The sequence below is a fragment of the Pseudomonas sp. HLT2-19-2 genome (assembly GCF_054898005.1).
The window spans coordinates 1,364,744-1,383,142 of the sequence record NZ_CM142712.1 but is presented as its reverse complement, the minus strand read 5'-3'; the positions used below and the strand labels follow the sequence as shown (position 1 = coordinate 1,383,142).

The 18,399-nt window shown below is 58.7% G+C and carries 21 protein-coding genes; 1 reads left to right on the top strand and 20 read right to left on the bottom strand.

Annotation, left to right across the window (positions count from 1 at the left end; all coding sequences use genetic code 11):
- Positions 1 to 160: 160 nt before the first annotated feature.
- The 19 genes from der to trmJ all read right to left on the bottom strand — a co-directional run bounded on the left by der (position 161) and on the right by trmJ (position 16,823).
- A complete protein-coding gene (gene der / locus ACYZTU_RS06440) occupies positions 161 to 1,630 on the bottom strand; it encodes a ribosome biogenesis GTPase Der (protein ID WP_283183095.1) in 1,470 nt (489 codons plus the stop codon).
- A 140-nt stretch (positions 1,631 to 1,770) separates the two neighbouring features.
- Entirely contained in the window at positions 1,771 to 2,922 is a 1,152-nt protein-coding gene (gene bamB / locus ACYZTU_RS06435; RefSeq protein WP_461968814.1) for an outer membrane protein assembly factor BamB, read from the bottom strand.
- Complete coding sequence (locus ACYZTU_RS06430) at positions 2,915 to 3,556, bottom strand: tetratricopeptide repeat protein (RefSeq protein ID WP_461968812.1); 642 nt, start codon at positions 3,554 to 3,556, stop codon at positions 2,915 to 2,917. The genes bamB and ACYZTU_RS06430 overlap by 8 nt, the downstream gene beginning before the upstream one ends.
- A gap of 40 nt (positions 3,557 to 3,596) precedes the next feature.
- Positions 3,597 to 4,886, bottom strand: a complete 1,290-nt coding sequence (gene hisS, locus ACYZTU_RS06425; protein ID WP_436274722.1) for a histidine--tRNA ligase — start codon at positions 4,884 to 4,886, stop codon at positions 3,597 to 3,599.
- 23 nt (positions 4,887 to 4,909) lie between these two features.
- On the bottom strand, positions 4,910 to 6,019 hold the full coding sequence (gene ispG / locus ACYZTU_RS06420; RefSeq protein WP_010457850.1) for a flavodoxin-dependent (E)-4-hydroxy-3-methylbut-2-enyl-diphosphate synthase: 1,110 nt from the start codon (positions 6,017 to 6,019) through the stop codon (positions 4,910 to 4,912).
- A gap of 3 nt (positions 6,020 to 6,022) precedes the next feature.
- Entirely contained in the window at positions 6,023 to 7,054 is a 1,032-nt protein-coding gene (locus ACYZTU_RS06415) for a RodZ domain-containing protein (protein ID WP_461968810.1), read from the bottom strand.
- Positions 7,054 to 7,812 carry a type IV pilus biogenesis/stability protein PilW gene (gene pilW, locus ACYZTU_RS06410; protein WP_449644202.1) on the bottom strand — a complete coding sequence of 253 codons (759 nt, stop codon included), beginning with the start codon at positions 7,810 to 7,812 and terminating at the stop codon, positions 7,054 to 7,056. Before pilW ends, ACYZTU_RS06415 begins: the two co-directional genes overlap by 1 nt.
- Before the next feature lie 12 nt (positions 7,813 to 7,824).
- On the bottom strand, positions 7,825 to 8,973 hold the full coding sequence (rlmN, locus tag ACYZTU_RS06405) for a dual-specificity RNA methyltransferase RlmN (protein ID WP_461968808.1): 1,149 nt from the start codon (positions 8,971 to 8,973) through the stop codon (positions 7,825 to 7,827).
- Positions 8,974 to 9,001: 28 nt separating this feature from the next.
- Positions 9,002 to 9,427: a nucleoside-diphosphate kinase gene (gene ndk, locus ACYZTU_RS06400; RefSeq protein WP_461968806.1), complete on the bottom strand. Its 426-nt coding sequence runs from the start codon at positions 9,425 to 9,427 to the stop codon at positions 9,002 to 9,004.
- 92 nt (positions 9,428 to 9,519) lie between these two features.
- Positions 9,520 to 9,720 (bottom strand): Fe-S cluster assembly protein IscX, encoded by a 201-nt coding sequence (gene iscX, locus ACYZTU_RS06395; RefSeq protein WP_282375258.1) that lies wholly within the window; start codon positions 9,718 to 9,720, stop codon positions 9,520 to 9,522.
- Between the two features lie 14 nt (positions 9,721 to 9,734).
- Positions 9,735 to 10,076: an ISC system 2Fe-2S type ferredoxin gene (fdx, locus tag ACYZTU_RS06390; RefSeq protein ID WP_449644200.1), complete on the bottom strand. Its 342-nt coding sequence runs from the start codon at positions 10,074 to 10,076 to the stop codon at positions 9,735 to 9,737.
- 2 nt (positions 10,077 to 10,078) lie between these two features.
- Positions 10,079 to 11,941: a Fe-S protein assembly chaperone HscA gene (gene hscA / locus ACYZTU_RS06385; RefSeq protein WP_461968804.1), complete on the bottom strand. Its 1,863-nt coding sequence runs from the start codon at positions 11,939 to 11,941 to the stop codon at positions 10,079 to 10,081.
- Positions 11,942 to 11,992: 51 nt separating this feature from the next.
- Positions 11,993 to 12,514 carry a co-chaperone HscB gene (hscB, locus tag ACYZTU_RS06380; protein WP_461968802.1) on the bottom strand — a complete coding sequence of 174 codons (522 nt, stop codon included), beginning with the start codon at positions 12,512 to 12,514 and terminating at the stop codon, positions 11,993 to 11,995.
- Positions 12,515 to 12,522: 8 nt separating this feature from the next.
- Positions 12,523 to 12,846, bottom strand: coding sequence for an iron-sulfur cluster assembly protein IscA (iscA, locus tag ACYZTU_RS06375; protein ID WP_007903589.1), 324 nt, complete (start codon positions 12,844 to 12,846; stop codon positions 12,523 to 12,525).
- Between the two features lie 34 nt (positions 12,847 to 12,880).
- Positions 12,881 to 13,267, bottom strand: a complete 387-nt coding sequence (iscU, locus tag ACYZTU_RS06370) for a Fe-S cluster assembly scaffold IscU (RefSeq protein WP_003443374.1) — start codon at positions 13,265 to 13,267, stop codon at positions 12,881 to 12,883.
- An 84-nt stretch (positions 13,268 to 13,351) separates the two neighbouring features.
- Positions 13,352 to 14,566: an IscS subfamily cysteine desulfurase gene (locus ACYZTU_RS06365; RefSeq protein WP_461968801.1), complete on the bottom strand. Its 1,215-nt coding sequence runs from the start codon at positions 14,564 to 14,566 to the stop codon at positions 13,352 to 13,354.
- Positions 14,567 to 14,615: 49 nt separating this feature from the next.
- Positions 14,616 to 15,107: a Fe-S cluster assembly transcriptional regulator IscR gene (gene iscR, locus ACYZTU_RS06360; RefSeq protein ID WP_007941394.1), complete on the bottom strand. Its 492-nt coding sequence runs from the start codon at positions 15,105 to 15,107 to the stop codon at positions 14,616 to 14,618.
- Between the two features lie 166 nt (positions 15,108 to 15,273).
- The gene (cysE, locus tag ACYZTU_RS06355; RefSeq protein WP_461968799.1) at positions 15,274 to 16,050 is read right to left on the bottom strand and encodes a serine O-acetyltransferase; all 777 of its coding nucleotides are present in this window, start codon (positions 16,048 to 16,050) and stop codon (positions 15,274 to 15,276) included.
- Positions 16,051 to 16,052: 2 nt separating this feature from the next.
- Positions 16,053 to 16,823, bottom strand: coding sequence for a tRNA (cytosine(32)/uridine(32)-2'-O)-methyltransferase TrmJ (gene trmJ, locus ACYZTU_RS06350; protein ID WP_461968797.1), 771 nt, complete (start codon positions 16,821 to 16,823; stop codon positions 16,053 to 16,055).
- Between the two features lie 146 nt (positions 16,824 to 16,969).
- Here trmJ and suhB point away from each other — a divergent pair, with 146 nt between their 5' ends.
- Entirely contained in the window at positions 16,970 to 17,785 is an 816-nt protein-coding gene (gene suhB, locus ACYZTU_RS06345) for a type III secretion system regulator SuhB (protein WP_282375252.1), read from the top strand.
- Between the two features lie 61 nt (positions 17,786 to 17,846).
- On the opposite strand, the gene ACYZTU_RS06340 is transcribed toward suhB, so the two are convergent.
- Positions 17,847 to 18,395: a glycine zipper 2TM domain-containing protein gene (locus ACYZTU_RS06340; protein WP_461968795.1), complete on the bottom strand. Its 549-nt coding sequence runs from the start codon at positions 18,393 to 18,395 to the stop codon at positions 17,847 to 17,849.
- Between the last annotated feature and the right edge of the window lie 4 nt (positions 18,396 to 18,399).

Here is an 18,399-nt window from a genome sequence, read left to right as displayed (position 1 = left end):
TGCTCTACACCCGGCGCTAACGACGGCGCGGGAGAGTCCGAGGATAGCCCAAACCACAGGCATGAAAAAGGGCGCCACTGGCGCCCTCTCTACTTCACCGACTTGGACGCAGAGCGTCCGAGGCTGCATTCCCACGCAGAGCGTGGGAACGATCACTGAATCAGCGCTTGTCTCTACGCTTCTTGTCGGCTTTCTTGTGGTGCGACATCATGCGACGCTTCTTGTTGACCTGACGGTCGGTGAGCGAGTTCTTGTTGCCTTCGTACGGGTTCTCGCCGCCCTTGAACTCGATGCGGATCGGCGTACCGACCAGCTTCAAGACACGACGGTAAGTATTTTCCAGATAACGCACGTAAGACTTCGGCACCTTCTCGATCTGGTTACCGTGAATCACGATGATCGGCGGGTTCGCGCCACCCAAGTGGGCATAACGCAGCTTGATCCGGCGGTTGTTGACCATCGGCGGCGCGTGCTCACCAACCGCGTCTTCCAGAATCGTGGTCAGGCGGTTGGTTGGCCAGCGGGTGACCGCAGACTTGAACGAGTTCTGTACGGAGGCGTAGAGGTTGCCCACGCCCGTGCCGTGCAGGGCCGAGATGAAGTGAATGTCGGCGTAGTCAACGAAGAACAGTCGACGTTGCAGCTCGACCTTCACGAAGTCGCGCTCGCTCGGCGTCATGCCGTCCCACTTGTTGATCGCGATTACCAGCGCACGACCCGACTCAATGGCGAAGCCCAGCAGGTTGAGGTCGTGGTCGACCACGCCTTCGCGAGCGTCCATCACAAAGATCACCACGTTGGCGTCTTTGATGGCTTGCAGGGTTTTGACCACGGAGAATTTTTCGACTTCTTCGTGGATCTTGCCGCGCTTGCGCACACCGGCGGTGTCGATCAGCGTGTACTTCTCGTCGTTACGCTCGAACGGGATGTAGATACTGTCGCGGGTGGTGCCGGGCTCGTCATAAACGATGACACGGTCTTCACCGAGCATGCGGTTGACGAGGGTCGACTTGCCGACGTTTGGCCGGCCGATGATGGCGATCTTGATCCCGTCTTTTTCGCTTGGGCCAGGAATGCGCTTGGCTTCCTCGCCTTCGGCAACGATCTCTTCCTCGCCTTCTTCTAGCTCGTCATCGTCTTTCGGGAAGGTGCTCAGGGCGATTTCCAGCATCTGGGTGATGCCACGACCGTGGGCACCGGCGATCGGAATCGCGTGGCCCATGCCCAACGGGGCGAACTCGGCGCGGGCCATTTCAGGGTCGATGTTGTCGACCTTGTTGGCAACCACGTAAGAACGCTTGTTACGTTTGCGCAAATGCTCGGCGATCATCTGGTCGGCGGCGGTAAAACCAGCCTTGGCATCTACCAGGAACAGAACGACATCCGCTTCTTCAATGGCCAGCAGCGACTGCTCGGCCATTTTTTCGTCCATACCGTGCTCGTCACCGGAGATACCGCCGGTGTCGACCAGAATGTAGGAACGCCCTTGCCACTTGGCCTCACCGTATTGGCGATCACGGGTCAGACCGGACAAGTCGCCGACGATGGCGTCGCGAGTCCTGGTCAGGCGGTTGAACAAGGTGGACTTGCCGACGTTCGGTCGGCCCACCAGGGCGATTACGGGAACCATGCGGCTCTCCACTTCGTTATTTCAGAAAATACAAAAGCCGCTGCGAGGCAGCGGCTGGTGCTCGGGGCAGCGCCTGTGAGCGCTGCGAGCCCCGCAGAACGGGGCCGCTTGGGGAACTAACCCCAAGCATAGTCAAACCTTTACTTAATGGTCAGGGCTTCCAGTTTGCCGCTGTTGCCATACAGATAAATCGTGTCACCCACTACCAGCGGACGGGCACGCAGGCCGTCGCTGTCAATGCGCTCGCGGCCGACGAAACGACCGTCAACCTGGCTCAGCAGATGCAGGTAACCTTCCATATCACCGACTGCAACATAGCTGGAGAACACTTCCGGAGCCGACAGTTGACGACGGGCCAGCGAATCGTTGCTCCACAAGGCTGTGGTGGAACGTTCGTCGACGCCTTCAACGGTGCCCGAAGACAGGCTCACGTAAACGCTGCCAAAACCCTGGGCGACACCGGCATAGCTGGAAGCATCACGCTGCCAGAGCTGACGACCGCTTTCCAGATCCAGTGCCGCAACGCGACCCTGATAGCTGGCGACATACAGTGTACCGCCGGACAGCAGCAGGCCACCGTCGATATCGACAACGCGCTCCAGTTCCGAACGACCTTGTGGAATCGCTACACGTTGTTCCCATACCGGCACGCCGTTGGAGATATCGAGAGCGACCACTTTACCGGTCGACAGGCCAGCCACCGCGAGGCGGTTGGTGACGATCGGCGCACTGGTACCGCGCAGGGTCAATACTGCTGGAGTGCTGTCATACAACCAGCGCTGGTTGCCGGTAGCGGCATCCAGACCGATCAGACGGTCATCCTGAGTCTGAACCACCACCACGTCACCGTTGCTGACCGGCGGCGCGAGGACTTCACTGGACACGCGAGCGCGCCATTTCTCTTCACCGCTGCTGGCGTCAAGGGCAACGATTTCGCCCTTGATCGTACCGATCATGAGCAGACCGTAACTGACGCCAACGGCGCCGGAAACAGGCAGCTCGAGATCTTTCTTCCATTTGACGTCGCCATTGCTGCGATCCATCGCCATCACCACACCGGTGACGTCGGCGGCATAGATGGTATCGCCATCGATCGCCGGAACCAGCATGTTGTACGTTACGCCCTGACCGTCACCGATCGAACGACTCCACTGCTTTTGCAAAACCACTTCTTCTTTGAAGTCGGTCAACTCGGCCGGTGGCAGTTCTTTTTTGCTGTTGCTGCTGCAACCCGCGGCCAAAATGGCCAGAGCCAGCAATGCTGCATGTTTCCAACGGATCACGTCACGCATCCCCTTTGGCCAGGTCGTCCAGCTTGATTTGTAGGCCACCGACCGCCGCTTCATCCGACAGTGCCGCCTTGGCTTTTTGATACGCCGTGTTCGCTTCGTCGGTACGACCCAATTGCACCAACAGGTCGCCTTTGAGCTCTTCGCGAGTGGCCAGGAATGCTTTGTCGGCATCGCCTTCGAGCAGTTTCAGGGCTTCATCGGCCTTGTTCTGCGCGGCCAGCACCTGCGCCAGGCGCTGACGGGCGATTTCGCCCAATGCCGGGTTGGCCGGTTTGGCGGTAATAGCCTTCAGCTCGCTGGCTGCGTCATCCAGCTTACCGCTGTCGACCGCGACTTTCGCCACGAACAGGCTGCCGTATTGCGCGTAAGCGGTGCCGCCGAACTCGCTGTTGAGCTTGTTGGCCAGGTCCGAAACACGGGCGGCATCAGGCTTGCCGTCAGGCGTCAGCGTGGTTTCCAGCAATTGCTGATAGAGCATCGACGCGCCTTGCGACTGATTGCTCTGATACTTTTGAAAAGCCTGCCAGCCGAACACGATGACCAGCGCCAACAGGCCGCCAGTGACCAGGGGCTTGCCGTTGCGTGTCCACCAGTCCTTCAAATCCGACAGCTGTTCGTCTTCGGTACTCGACACCCCAATACTCCTTAATCGCTAAATCGGCTGTTTGACAGCTTCAACCCTGCACGACGCAGGTGGCCAGGTGTGCAGCAAGCGCATCCCAGGCAATGCTTTGTTGTTCGCCCTGGCCACGCAGGGGTTTGAAACCTACCACTTGCTGGGCCATTTCGTCGTCACCGAGGATCAGCGCGTACAGCGCACCGCTCTTGTCGGCCTTCTTGAACTGGCTTTTGAAGCTGCCGGCGCCGGCATTGACTTGCAGGCGCAGGTTGGGCAATTGATCACGAACACGTTCGCTCAGCGCCAGACCGGCCAGCTCGGCGGCTTCGCCGAAGGCGCAGAGATAGACGTCGACCTGACGGGAAATTTCTTCCGGGATCTGCTCCAGGGTTTCAAGCAGCAGCACCAAGCGTTCGATACCCATGGCGAAACCTACGCCGGGGGTCGGCTTGCCGCCCATCTGCTCCACCAGACCGTCGTAACGACCGCCGGCACACACGGTGCCCTGCGCGCCCAACTTGTCGGTGACCCATTCGAAAACGGTCTTGCTGTAGTAATCCAGCCCGCGTACCAGCTTCGGGTTGATCACGTAAGGAATGCCGGCGGTGTCCAGGCGAGCCTTGAGGCCCTCGAAGTGCACACGAGACTCTTCGTCGAGGTAGTCGGCCATTTTCGGCGCGTCGACCAGCACGGCTTGAGTGTCAGCGTTCTTGGTATCCAGAACCCGCAATGGGTTGGTCTTCAGACGACGCTGGCTGTCTTCGTCCAGCTTGTCCAGGCGGGCCGAGAGGAACTCGACCAGCGCTTCACGATAACGACCACGGGACTCGGCGGTCCCCAGGCTATTGAGCTCGAGCTTGACCGCATCACGGATGCCCAGCTCGCCCCACAGGCGCCAGGTCAGTACGATCAGCTCGGCGTCGATGTCCGGACCGTCGAGGTTGAAGACTTCGCAACCGATCTGGTGGAACTGACGATAACGGCCTTTCTGCGGACGTTCGTGGCGGAACATCGGGCCGATGTACCAGAGTTTCTGCACCTGGCCACCGCCGGTGATGCCGTGCTCAAGCACCGCACGCACGCAGGCCGCCGTGCCTTCAGGGCGCAGGGTCAGGGAATCGCCGTTGCGGTCGTCGAAGGTGTACATCTCTTTTTCGACGATGTCGGTCACTTCACCGATGGAGCGTTTGAACAGCTCGGTGAATTCGACGATGGGCATGCGGATCTGCTTGTAACCGTAGTTATCCAGCAAACGCGAGACAGTGCCCTCGAAATGACGCCACAGGGGAGTCTGTTCGGGCAGGATGTCGTTCATGCCACGAATGGCTTGCAGAGACTTGCTCACTATAAATCCTTAAATTCGTTCGATCAGCCGCGAGCGATTACAGCTGCGTCGGCTTCGACCTTTTCGGCCGCTTTCTGACGGATCAAGCGTTCGAGCTCATCCACCAGATTGTCATTCGTCAGTTTCTGCGACGGCTTGCCGTCGATATAAATCAGGTTTGGCGTGCCACCGGTCAAGCCGATATGGGCTTCCTTGGCTTCGCCTGGCCCGTTGACCACGCAACCGATGACCGCGACATCCAGCGGCACCAGCAGGTCTTCAAGGCGCCCTTCCAGCTCGTTCATGGTTTTGACCACATCGAAGTTCTGCCGCGAGCAGCTCGGGCAGGCGATGAAGTTGATGCCACGGGAACGCAGGTGCAGGGATTTGAGAATGTCGTAGCCGACTTTCACTTCCTCGACCGGGTCGGCCGCCAACGAGATGCGAATAGTATCGCCAATCCCTTCGGCGAGCAGCATACCGAGGCCCACGGCGGATTTCACCGTGCCTGAACGCAAACCACCGGCTTCGGTGATGCCCAGGTGCAGCGGCTGGACGATTTCCTTGGCCAGCAAGCGGTACGCGGCCACGGCCATGAACACATCGGAGGCTTTGACGCTGACCTTGAAGTCTTGGAAATTCAGACGTTCAAGGTGCTCGACGTGACGCAGGGCGGATTCAACCAGCGCCGCCGGGGTGGGCTCGCCGTATTTCTTTTGCAGGTCTTTTTCCAGGGAACCGGCGTTCACACCAATGCGAATCGGAATCCCGCGATCACGGGCGGCATCGACTACTGCACGCACGCGGTCTTCGCGACCGATATTGCCCGGGTTGATCCGCAGGCAGTCAACGCCCAGTTCGGCTACGCGCAGAGCGATCTTGTAGTCGAAGTGAATGTCGGCAACCAGTGGAACCTTGACCAGTTGCTTGATCTTGCCGAAGGCTTCGGCGGCGTCCATGTCCGGCACCGAAATGCGCACGATATCGACGCCAGCGGCTTCCAGACGATTGATCTGGGCGACGGTGGCGGCTACGTCATTGGTGTCGCTGTTGGTCATGCTCTGCACAGCGATAGGCGCATCGCCGCCAACAGGCACGTTACCGACCCAAATCTTGCGCGATTCGCGACGTTTGATTGGAGATTCGCCGTGCATGACTTATTGACCCAACTTCAGGCGAGCAGTCTCGCCACTGGTGAACGGAGCGATATCAACCACTTGCCCGTTATAGCTGACTTGCGCGCCACGGGCGAAGCCCAGACGCACGGAAAAGGGTGGTTTGCCGCTGACAGAAACGTTTTCGCCTTTACGCTTGAGACCGCTCAACAACACCTTGCCGGTGCCATCGGTCACTTGCGTCCAGCAATCAGCAGTGAATTGCAGTTGAACCTGGCCCTGGCCAGCAACCTGGGCAGCCGCCGCTGGCGCGGGAATAGTCGGAGTAACCGAAGCGGTTGCACTCTGTGTCGGTACAGCTGCAACAGCTGGGATTGGTGTTGCCGGCGTTGCGACAACCGGTGCGGTGCTGTGCGCCGGTGCAGCCGGTGTTGGCGCGGGGGCAGTCGGTGCGGCGGTCGGCACAGTTGCTTCAGCTTCGGTCGACGCATCAGTCGAAGTTTCGGCTTGCGGCAACGCAAGCGCGGTTTCGCCTTCAACCTGACCTTGCGCAACGGCCTGGTCTTCCGGCTCGTCCAGCGGATGGATCTGGGTGGTGCCGTCAGCGCCTTCGACTTCAACGTGTTCCGGGCTCAGGCTGATCAGGTCTTTGGTGCGTAGCGAGGTTTGATCCTGCCACCAGAAAAAACCACCGCCAATGACTGCGATCAGCAACAGCAGGCTGACAATTCGCAAAATGGTGTGGGATACCCGAACCGGCTCTTCGATACGCCCCAGGCTATGGACGTTGCTGCCCTGGGAGTCGGTGCCGGTGGATTGATCGAACTGCTGGACCAGAACGGTCTGGTCCATACCAAGCAATTTGGCGTACGCGCGAATATAACCACGGGCAAAGGTATGCCCAGGCAGCTTGTCGAAAGCGCCGGCTTCCAGATTGCTCAGGGAATTGACGGTGAGGTTGAGCTTGAGGGCCACTTCAGCCAGCGACCAGCCATTGCTTTCGCGGGCCTGGCGCAAGGTTTCACCGGGGTTAACGCGATTCGCTGCTACAACTTCGGGATGCGCCGCTTTCATCATTGCTCCGACAGGTATTGCTGATATTCCGGCGTACCGGGATAGAGTCGTTTTAGTTGCAGGCCAAAACTGGCGGCCTTGTCGCGATCTTCAAACACTTTTGCCAGCCGAACGCCGAGCAATAGACTACGTGCATTTTGCTCGGTGAGCAGGCTAAAACGATCGTAATAGTCACGCGCGGGCACATAATGCCTGTCTTCGAAGGACAACTCAGCCATTTCCAGCAATGCACGTGGCTGTTGGCGATTCAAACGCAAGGCTTTTTCCAGCTGCTGCTGCGCCAGATCGCGCTGGCCCAGCTTCGAAGCGGTCATGCCGAGGTTCTCGAACACCCGCGAACGCTCGGGATACATGGTATCGGCGGCAGCCTGCTCAAAGCGCTCGTACGCCTCTTTGTACCGTTTCTCTTCGAAAAGGAAACTTCCGTAGTTGTTCAGGATTCGCGCATCGTTGGGGCGCGAAGCCAGCGCCTTGCGAAAATGCTCGTCCGCCAGCTCCGGCTCCATCTCGGCTTGAAACACCAGACCCAGCGCAGCATTGGCGTCTGGATCCGAGTCATTCAGATCCAACGCTTTCTTCAACGGTACTTTCGCCCGTTCGGTCATGCCTTGTTGCAAGTAGCCCAAGCCCAGCTGTACATAGGCAGCACGCGCTTCATCGCGACCCTTGCTGGTCTTCATCGGGTTGAAATCGCCCGACAGGACACAACCAGCACACAGGCTGGCCAACAGCAATAGCAGCGCGAAGCGCAGGGACATAGAGATCCTCTCTTAATTATTGTTCGCAGCGTTCTGCGCGATATCGTTTTCGGCGCTTAACTCGCGCACGGCGATATAACGTTCGCTGCGACGGGTGCGATCCAGCACCTGCCCTACCAATTGGCCACACGCGGCATCGATGTCTTCACCGCGGGTGGTGCGTACGGTGACATTGAAGCCGGCATGGTGAAGCTGATCCTGAAAACGACGAATCGCGTTGTTGCTCGGGCGCTCATAACCGGAATGCGGGAACGGGTTGAACGGAATCAGGTTGATCTTGCACGGAATGTTCTTGAGCAACTCGATCATTTCGACCGCGTGCTCAACCTTGTCGTTGATGTCCTTGAGCAACGTGTACTCAATGGTCAACACGCGCTTCTCGCCCAGGGACGACATGTAGCGCTGGCACGACTCGAGCAGCATCTTAAGCGGATACTTCTTGTTGATCGGCACCAATTGGTTACGCAATGCGTCATTTGGTGCGTGCAGCGACAACGCCAGGGAGACGTCGATGTGCTTGGACAGCTCATCGATCATCGGCACCACACCCGATGTAGACAGGGTTACGCGGCGCTTGGAGATCCCGTAGCCCAGGTCATCCATCATCAGATGCATGGCGGCCACGACGTTGTCGAAGTTCAGCAGCGGCTCACCCATGCCCATCATCACCACGTTGGTGATGGCACGGTCGGCGGTCGCCGGGATGCTGCCGAACGATTTATTGGCAATCCACACCTGACCGATGACTTCGGCGGCGGAGAGGTTGCTGTTGAAACCTTGCTTGCCGGTGGAGCAGAAACTGCAATCCAGGGCACAGCCTGCCTGGGACGAAACGCATAAAGTGCCGCGTTTGCCCTGGGGAATGTACACGGTCTCGACGCAGCTACCGGACGCCACGCGCACCACCCATTTACGGGTGCCGTCGGTGGAAATGTCCTCGCTGACCACTTCGGGGCCGCGGACTTCAGCAATGGCCTTGAGCTTGTCGCGCAAGGCTTTGCTGACGTTCGTCATGGCGTCGAAATCATCGACGCCAAGGTGGTGAATCCATTTCATTACCTGACCGGCACGGAAACGCTTCTCCCCGATTGAGTCGAAGAATTTTTCCATTTCCAGCTGAGTCAGACCCAGCAGGTTGGTTTTTACAGTCGATGTAGTCATGGATTCACCTTCACTCTTAAGCCAATGCTTAGCGAGTGGTTACTTCAGTAGCTGCGAAGAAGTACGAGATTTCGCGAGCTGCAGCGGCTTCGGAGTCCGAACCGTGCACAGCGTTGGCATCGATGGAATCAGCGAAGTCAGCACGGATGGTGCCAGCAGCAGCTTCTTTAGGGTTGGTAGCGCCCATCAGCTCACGGTTCAGAGCGATAGCGTTTTCGCCTTCCAGAACCTGAACAACAACCGGACCGGAGATCATGAAAGCAACCAGATCGCCGAAGAAACCACGAGCGCTGTGCTCAGCGTAGAAGCCTTCAGCTTCGGCTTTGGACAGTTGCTTCAGTTTCGAAGCTACAATGCGCAGGCCAGCTTTTTCGAAACGAGTGGTGATCTCGCCGATAACGTTTTTTGCAACAGCGTCAGGCTTGATGATGGAGAAAGTACGTTGAACAGCCATGGTGTAACTCCAGAAACGGTAATTTGTGAAAAATTAAACCCGCGAATTATACGCGGGTTCTTTGGTATTGCCTAACTGCGTACGGCGCAGACTCAGTCTGCTTCTTCGATCCAGGCGGCCTGAATGGCTTCAAGCACCTTCTCGCCACCGCGGGTCGGATCATCGCTGAACTCCGGCAATGCCAGCACCCATTTGTGCAAATCGACGAAGTTCACGTAACGCGGGTCCGTATCCGGCTTGGATTCAGCCAGCTGGATCGCGATTTCCAGCACATCAACCCATTTCAGACTCATGTCAGTTCCTTGAATCAGTGCGGCGCTTCGGCTGCATGGTTGACCGAGTATTTCGGAATTTCGACGGTCAGGTCTTCAGTCCCGACGATCGCCTGACAGCCTAGACGCGATTGCGCTTCCAGACCCCAGGCCCGATCAAGAAAGTCTTCTTCCAGCTCATCCGCCTCGTCCAGCGAGTCGAAACCTTCGCGAATGATGCAGTGGCAGGTGGTGCAGGCGCAGACGCCGCCACAAGCGCTTTCCATCTCGATATGGTGTTCATGAGCCAATTCGAGGATGGACGTACCGGTCTCAGCCTCCACGACCATGCCGTCCGGGCAAAACCTTTCGTGTGGCAGAAAAATGACCTGCGGCATCGTTATTCCTCAATCTCATTCAGGTTGCGCCCCGCCAGCGCGGCTTTCACCGTCGAGTCCAGGCGGCGGGCAGCAAAGGCATCGGTCACTTGCGACAGACGCTTGGTCTGCTGCTCGATGGCGTAACCATCGGTACCTTTCATCAGTTCGGTCAGTTCCTGCATCTGCAACTCGATAACCATGCGCTCTTCAGCGTCGAGCAGGCGTTCGCCGTCGACATCGAGGGCGCCTTGCACCGCCTCGATCAGGCGCTGGGCATCGACTTGCTGCTCACGCAGAACACGGGCAACTTTGTCGTCGCTGGCGTGCTGGAACGAATCCTTGAGCATTTTGGCGATTTCGCCGTCGGTCAGGCCGTAGGACGGCTTGACCTGGATGCTGGCCTCGACGCCCGAACCCAGCTCGCGAGCGGAGACACTGAGCAGACCGTCGGCATCGACCTGGAAGGTCACGCGAATCTTCGCCGCACCCGCCACCATCGCCGGAATACCGCGCAATTCGAAACGCGCCAGGGAGCGGCAGTCGCTGATCAGCTCGCGCTCGCCCTGCAACACGTGAATCGCCATTGCCGACTGGCCGTCTTTATAAGTGGTGAAGTCCTGGGCGCGGGCGACGGGGATGGTGGTGTTACGTGGAATCACCTTCTCCATCAGGCCGCCCATGGTTTCCAGGCCCAGCGACAACGGGATCACGTCGAGCAGCAGCAGTTCGTCGCCATCGCGCTTGTTGCCGGCCAGCGTATCGGCCTGGATCGCGGCACCGATGGCCACCACTTGATCCGGGTCAATTTCAGTAAGCGGCTGGCGACCGAAGGCTTCGGCGACGGCTTCGCGAACGCGAGGCACACGAGTCGAGCCACCGACCATGACCACCGCGTGCACTTCTTCCAGTTCGATACCGGAATCACGCACAGCGCGGCGGCAGGCTTTCAGGCTGCGAGCAACCATCGGCTCGATCAGCGCATTGAAGGCCTCACGGGTCAGCTCGGCTTTCCAGTCGCCATAAGCAACTTCAACGGACGAGGCTTGGGTTAGGGCTTCTTTGGCTGCACAGGCGGTTTGCAACAGATTGCGCTGCACACCCGGATCCAGGTCATCCGACAGGCCAGCGCCCTCGATGATCCAGCGAGCGATCGCGTGGTCGAAGTCATCGCCGCCCAGGGCGCTGTCGCCACCGGTAGCCAAGACTTCGAAGACACCACCGGTCAGGCGCAGAATCGAAATATCGAACGTGCCGCCACCCAGGTCATAAATAGCAACCAGGCCTTCAGCATGCTGGTCCAGACCGTAAGCCACAGCGGCAGCAGTCGGCTCATTGAGCAACCGCAGCACGTTCAGACCGGCCAGCTTGGCCGCATCCTTGGTCGCTTGACGCTGAGCGTCATCGAAATAGGCCGGAACCGTGATCACCGCGCCAACCAGTTCGCCGCCCAGCGTGGCCTCGGCGCGCTGACGCAGCACCTTGAGGATATCGGCGGAGACTTCAACGGGGCTTTTCGGGCCCTGAATGGTGTCGATGAACGGCATGTGCGATTCGCCACCGACAAAGCGGTACGGCAGTTGATCGCCCAATTGCTTGACGTCGGACAGACCACGACCCATCAAGCGCTTGACCGACAGCACGGTGTTCAAAGGATCGGTGGCGGCAGCCAGTTTGGCCGACTCGCCGACCTCGACACGATCGGCGTGATAGCGCACGGCAGACGGCAGGATGACCTGCCCGTCAGCGTCGGCCAAAGGTTCGGAAAGACCACTGCGCAAAGCAGCGACCAGCGAATTGGTAGTGCCCAAGTCGATCCCCACAGCCAGACGACGCTGGTGCGGTTGAGGACTTTGGCCGGGTTCGGCGATCTGCAGTAGGGCCATCGTTATCAGGACTTATCTGTATATCAGGCGTGCGACCGGAGCGGCACTGGGTTAATCGTCGAGGCGCTCTTCTAACTGGCGCACTTCGTAGGTGAGCTTGTCGAGGAACTGCATGCGCCGCATCAGGCGTTCGGCCTGTTCACGTTGCGCAGCATTATTCCAACAGGCTGCGAAGCTTTCGTTCAGTTCATCCTGAGCCGTCTTCAGGCGACGCTTGAACACTGCAACACCCGCCAGGTCGGCGCTGTCTTGCAGGTCTTCGAGCTCTTCACGCAGTTCCATCTGCTGCAGAAGAAATTCCGGATCATGCACCGTGACCTCCAGCGGCAGCTCGTGACCACCCAGAGCGAGCAGATATCGCGCGCGCTTGGGAGGATTTTTGAGCGTCTGGTAGGCCTCGTTGAGGCTCGCGGATTGCTCTAGCGCCAGCCGTTGCTCTCGCTCGGAAGCGTCTGCAAAGCGGTCCGGATGAACGCTGCGCGCCAACTCACGGTAGCGCGTAGCCAGCTGGCCGAGATCCAGTTCGAAGCTCGGTTGCAGCTCAAATAAAGCGAAATGACAAGGAGTACCCACGAGTAGCCTCAGATATTGAAGCTTTCGCCGCAGCCACATTCACCGCGTACGTTGGGGTTGTTGAACTTGAAGCCTTCGTTCAACCCTTCCTTGACGAAATCGAGTTCGGTGCCGTCCAGGTAGGCCAAGCTTTTCGGGTCGATGATCACTTTCTCGCCGTGACTTTCGAACACCTGATCCTCTGCAACTACCTCGTCGACAAACTCCAGCACGTAGGCAAGGCCGGAACAGCCCGTGGTGCGAACACCCAGACGAATCCCTTCACCTTTGCCGCGCCCGTTGAGGGAGCGTCGCACGTGTTGAGCAGCCGCTTCTGTCATGCTGATAGCCATCGGTGACTCCTTACTCGTCGCCAAATCTTGAAAGTCAGATCAAGCCTTTCTTCTGCTTGTAGTCGCGAACGGCCGCTTTGATAGCGTCTTCAGCAAGTACGGAGCAGTGAATTTTTACTGGCGGCAAGGCCAGTTCTTCGGCCAGCTGAGTGTTCTTGATGGTCTCTGCTTCATCCAGAGTCTTGCCTTTCATCCACTCGGTCGCCAGGGAGCTGGAGGCGATAGCCGAACCGCAACCGTAGGTCTTGAACTTGGCGTCTTCGATGATGCCTTGCTCGTTAACCTTGATCTGCAGACGCATCACGTCGCCACACGCTGGAGCGCCGACCATGCCAGTGCCGACATCCGGGTCTTCCGCGTCCATCTTGCCGACGTTTCGCGGGTTCTCGTAGTGGTCGATGACCTTTTCGCTGTAAGCCATGATTCTTAATCCTCACTCATCAGAGAGTCGCTCTTAAGCCCTGCGATCCGAAATCCTGCAGGGCCGGTTTGCGGCGACTTGAAATCAGTGTGCCGCCCACTCGATTTTCGAAATGTCGACACCGTCTTTGTACATGTCCCACAGCGGCGACAGAGTGCGCAGCTTGGTAACGGCCTCGCAGACTTTCTGCGCGGCGTAGTCGATTTCTTCTTCGGTGGTGAAACGGCCGAAGGTGAAGCGAATCGAGCTATGGGCCAGTTCGTCGTTGCGACCCAGGGCGCGCAGAACATACGAAGGCTCAAGCGATGCCGAGGTGCAGGCCGAACCGGACGAAACCGCCAGATCCTTGAGCGCCATGATCAGCGACTCGCCTTCAACGTAGTTGAAGCTCAGGTTCAGGTTGTGCGGAACGCGGGCGGTCATGCTGCCGTTGATGTACAGCTCTTCGAGGTCTTCGACCTGCTTGAAGAAACGGTCGCTCAGGGCCTTGATGCGGAGGTTCTCGGCAGCCATGTCTTCTTTGGCTACGCGGAAGGCTTCGCCCATGCCGACGATCTGGTGGGTCGCCAGGGTGCCCGAACGCATGCCACGTTCGTGACCGCCACCGTGCATGGTCGCTTCGATGCGAACACGCGGCTTGCGGCTCACGTACAGTGCGCCGATGCCTTTAGGGCCGTAAGTTTTGTGGGCGGAGAACGACATCATGTCGACTTTCAGCTTCGACAGGTCGATCTCGACCTTGCCGGTGGATTGAGCAGCGTCGACGTGGAACAGAATGCCCTTGGAACGGGTCAGTTCGCCGATGGCCTCGATGTCGTTGATGGTGCCGATTTCGTTGTTCACGTGCATGACCGAGACCAGGATGGTGTCGTCGCGCAGGGCCGCTTCGATCATCGCCGGCGTAACCAGACCATCCGTGCGCGGCTCGAGGTAGGTCACTTCGAAGCCTTCACGTTCCAGTTGGCGCATGGTGTCGAGGACAGCCTTGTGCTCAATCTTGGTGGTGATCAGGTGTTTGCCTTTGGTGGCATAGAAATGCGCCGCACCCTTGATTGCCAGGTTGTCGGATTCGGTGGCACCGGAGGTCCAGACGATTTCACGCGGGTCGGCGTTGACCAGGTCAGCGACCTGACGACGAGCGTTTTCGACGGATTCTTCAGCCTTCCAGCCGAACACGTGGGAACGGGACGCCGGGTTACCGAAGTTTCCGTCAACCAGCAAGCATTCACTCATCTTTTGCGCGACACGTGGATCAACCGGGGTCGTCGCAGAGTAATCAAGGTAAATCGGCAATTTCATGGACTATCTCCTAATCAGGCTGGCTGGCGTGCCGCTAGCTCTTTGGCTGTCATTCGACGGCGGACGCTTCAATCTTGTCCAGGCGTGGCGTCTTGCTGTTGCAACGGCGCTGATCCTGACGCTGGGCTACTTCTTGTACCTCACGGCGAGTGACAAGGTCAGCCAAGCTGATACCGCTCAGAAATTCGTGAATCTGCAGGCTCAGATCGCACCACAAGTGGTGGGTCAGACAGGTGTCGCCGGAATGGCAATCACCCTGGCCCTGGCATTTGGTTGCATCGACCGATTCGTTCACCGCATCGATCACCTGGGCGACCTGGATGCCCTGCATGTCGCGGGACAGCTGGTAGCCACCGCCTGGGCCGCGGACACTGGACACCAGATTGCTGCGGCGCAATTTGGCGAAGAGCTGTTCGAGGTAGGACAGGGAGATGCCTTGGCGCTCGGAGATATCGGCCAGGGACACCGGCCCGTGCTGCGCATGCAACGCCAGGTCGAGCATGGCGGTCACGGCGTATCGGCCTTTTGTAGTCAGTCGCATGGACAATTACCACGGAGTTCAGAATGGGGCGAGTATGCAATTCCCGAGTATTTAAGTCAACTATAAGACCTAGTACTTTAGTCAGGATTAGCCACAAAATAGCGGGCGCATCATAGCAAAGGCTGGCCGCTTACAGCCAGCAGTACCGCGATGAAGTCGACTCGGTTTAACTGGCCTGACTCTGATCCTTGTCCTTCACACAGGCGAAGTCTTCTTCGCGCAGCTCAGGTAGATCCTTGGCGCAATAGTTGCTGCCAAGATCCTTCAACGCACCGCACATGCCCTCCAGACGGCCGTCGACCGCCTGCAGGTGATCGAGCAGCTGGCCAATGGCACGAGCCACCGGGTCGGGCATATCTTCGCCGACACCGTAGGCATCAAAGCCGATCTTCTCGGCCATGGCCTTGCGCTTGGCATCCTGTTCATCATCGGGCTTGATGATGATCCGCCCTGGAATCCCCACCACCGTCGCCCCGGCCGGAACCGCTTTGGTGACCACAGCATTGGAACCGACCTTGGCTCCGGCGCCAACCGTGAACGGGCCAAGCACCTTGGCCCCTGCCCCGACCACCACGCCATCTTCAAGCGTCGGGTGACGCTTGCCCTTGTTCCAACTGGTGCCACCCAGGGTCACGCCCTGATAAAGGGTGACGTCATTGCCGATCTCAGCGGTTTCACCGATGACGATGCCCATGCCATGGTCGATAAAGAAACGACGACCGACCTTGGCGCCCGGATGGATCTCAATCCCGGTCAACCAGCGACCGAAGTTCGACACCAGTCGCGCCAGCCACTTCCAGCCCATCCCCCACAGGGCCGACGACAGGCGGTGGATCCAGATGGCGTGCATGCCCGGGTAGCACGTCAGAACTTCAAAGGCGTTGCGCGCTGCCGGATCACGATGGAAAACACTCTGGATATCTTCACGCAAACGCTCGAACATTTTTAATCCTTCCGCTTAAGAAGCTCGCCACGGGCCGCTTTCTGGGTTTCCGTGAGGATGCCACGCAATATATTCATTTCCGCCCGGCTGACCGAGCTGCGTCCGTACAACCGGCGCAGGCGCGCCATCAAGTGCCGTGGTTTTTCCGGATCGAGGAACTCGATGGCCACCAGGGTTTGCTCCAGGTGCTCATAGAATCGCTCCAGTTCATCCATGGTCGCCAGCTCACCACTTTTGGTGGACGCTACTTCATCCTTCTCGACCTTGCTCGGCTGACCCTGGGCCGCGAGCCAGGACATCCGTACTTCATAGCTCAACACCTGCACCGCTGCCCCAAGGTTCAGCGAACTGAACTCAGGGTCTGATGGGATGTGCACGTGATAATGACATCGCTGCAGCTCTTCATTGGTCAGGCCGGAATCTTCACGACCAAACACCAAGGCAATCTCGGCGCCCTGCCCGGCGTCCTCGACCACTTTCACGCCGCACTCGCGGGGATCGAGCAACGGCCAGGGAATGCGCCGGTCGCGAGCGCTGGTGCCAAGCACCAGATTGCAGCCGACCAAGGCATCTTCCAAGGTGGCGACGACTTGCGCGTTTTCAAGGATGTCCCCGGCGCCGGAGGCACGAGCATCAGCCTCGTGGTGCGGGAACAACCGCGGTTCAACCAGCACCAGCCGCGACAGGCCCATGTTCTTCATGGCACGCGCAGCCCCGCCGATGTTGCCGGGATGGCTGGTATTGACCAAGACGACACGAATGTTATGCAGCAAGGGAGGCGCTCTCGAACACGTTAATGGGGAGCAGAATCTTACAGCTCAACCTACCGTTAAGCTATGAAAGCGAACACCGACCTTCACCTGTAGAAACTTTCTGATAGAATGCCCGGCTTTCTTTAACAACCTTAGGTGACACATCCATGCAGCCCATGCTGAATATCGCGCTGCGCGCCGCCCGCAGCGCCAGTGAATTGATCTTCCGCTCCATCGAGCGCCTGGATACCATCAAGGTCGACGAAAAAGACGCCAAGGATTACGTATCCGAGGTGGATCGCGCCGCCGAACAGAAAATCATCGACGCACTGCGCAAGGCCTACCCTACCCACGGCATTCTCGGCGAAGAAACCGGCATGCACCCGGGTAGCGGCGAAGGCGAAGAATACCTGTGGATCATTGATCCGCTGGACGGCACCACCAACTTCCTGCGCGGCATTCCTCACTTCGCTGTCAGCATCGCCTGCAAATACCGCGGTCGCCTGGAACACGCCGTTGTTCTGGACCCGGTTCGCCAGGAAGAGTTCACCGCCAGCCGTGGTCGCGGCGCTCAACTGAACGGTCGTCGTCTGCGCGTCAGCGGTCGCACCAGCCTGGACGGCGCCCTGCTGGGTACCGGTTTCCCGTTCCGTGACGACCAGATGGACAATCTCGAAAACTACCTTGGCATGTTCCGCGCCCTGGTTGGCCAGACTGCCGGCATCCGCCGCGCTGGCTCGGCAAGCCTGGACCTGGCCTACGTGGCTGCCGGCCGTTTCGACGCCTTTTGGGAATCGGGCCTGTCCGAGTGGGACATGGCTGCGGGCGCGCTGCTGATCCAGGAAGCAGGCGGCCTGGTGAGCGACTTCACCGGCGGTCACGATTTCCTTGAAAAAGGCCACGTCGTTGCCGGCAACACCAAGTGCTTCAAAGCAGTATTGACGGCCATCCAGCCGCACCTGCCGGCTTCGCTTAAGCGCTAAGCGCCCGGCCACAAAAAAGCACCCTTCGGGGTGCTTTTTTTTGAATCTGATTTACAGCTATTTATTGAGCCGGCTCATTCTGCGACAGGATCAACTTACCTTCCTTGTCGACCGGGATCTGGTTGCCCGGATCGCGATCCATCCGCACCTTGCCTTCCTTGCCGTCGAGCGAATAACGAACGTCGTAGCCTACGACTTTGTCGCTGATGTCATTGACCGTGTTGCAGCGAGTTTGAGTCGTGGTGTAGGTGTCACGCTCCTGCATGCCCTCCTGCACCTTGTTGCCGGCGTAACCACCGCCGACCGCACCTGCAACGGTGGCAATCTTCTTGCCCGTACCGCCGCCGATCTGGTTGCCCAATAGGCCACCCGCCAGCGCACCCACCACCGTACCGGCGATCTGATGTTGATCTTTCACCGGCGCCTGTCGAGTTACTGCAACGTCCTTGCACACTTCACGTGGCGTCTTGATTTGTGTCTTGACCGGGTCAACGGCTAGAACTTGCGCATACTCAGGGCCGCTTTTAACCAGGCTATAGGTGGCAACAGCACCCCCGGCAGTCACACCGACAGCACCCAATACCGCACCAACCAGCAACGACTTGTTCACATGA

Coding starts and splice junctions, on each gene's coding strand:
- der (WP_283183095.1), bottom strand. CDS start 1,630: ATGGTTCCCGTAATCGCCCTGGTGGGCCGACCGAACGTCGGCAAGTCC.
- bamB (WP_461968814.1), bottom strand. CDS start 2,922: ATGCGTGACGTGATCCGTTGGAAACATGCAGCATTGCTGGCTCTGGCC.
- ispG (WP_010457850.1), bottom strand. CDS start 6,019: ATGCACGGCGAATCTCCAATCAAACGTCGCGAATCGCGCAAGATTTGG.
- ACYZTU_RS06415 (WP_461968810.1), bottom strand. CDS start 7,054: ATGAAAGCGGCGCATCCCGAAGTTGTAGCAGCGAATCGCGTTAACCCC.
- pilW (WP_449644202.1), bottom strand. CDS start 7,812: ATGTCCCTGCGCTTCGCGCTGCTATTGCTGTTGGCCAGCCTGTGTGCT.
- rlmN (WP_461968808.1), bottom strand. CDS start 8,973: ATGACTACATCGACTGTAAAAACCAACCTGCTGGGTCTGACTCAGCTG.
- ndk (WP_461968806.1), bottom strand. CDS start 9,427: ATGGCTGTTCAACGTACTTTCTCCATCATCAAGCCTGACGCTGTTGCA.
- iscX (WP_282375258.1), bottom strand. CDS start 9,720: ATGAGTCTGAAATGGGTTGATGTGCTGGAAATCGCGATCCAGCTGGCT.
- fdx (WP_449644200.1), bottom strand. CDS start 10,076: ATGCCGCAGGTCATTTTTCTGCCACACGAAAGGTTTTGCCCGGACGGC.
- hscA (WP_461968804.1), bottom strand. CDS start 11,941: ATGGCCCTACTGCAGATCGCCGAACCCGGCCAAAGTCCTCAACCGCAC.
- iscA (WP_007903589.1), bottom strand. CDS start 12,846: ATGGCTATCAGCATGACAGAAGCGGCTGCTCAACACGTGCGACGCTCC.
- iscU (WP_003443374.1), bottom strand. CDS start 13,267: ATGGCTTACAGCGAAAAGGTCATCGACCACTACGAGAACCCGCGAAAC.
- ACYZTU_RS06365 (WP_461968801.1), bottom strand. CDS start 14,566: ATGAAATTGCCGATTTACCTTGATTACTCTGCGACGACCCCGGTTGAT.
- iscR (WP_007941394.1), bottom strand. CDS start 15,107: ATGCGACTGACTACAAAAGGCCGATACGCCGTGACCGCCATGCTCGAC.
- cysE (WP_461968799.1), bottom strand. CDS start 16,050: ATGTTCGAGCGTTTGCGTGAAGATATCCAGAGTGTTTTCCATCGTGAT.
- suhB (WP_282375252.1), top strand. CDS start 16,970: ATGCAGCCCATGCTGAATATCGCGCTGCGCGCCGCCCGCAGCGCCAGT.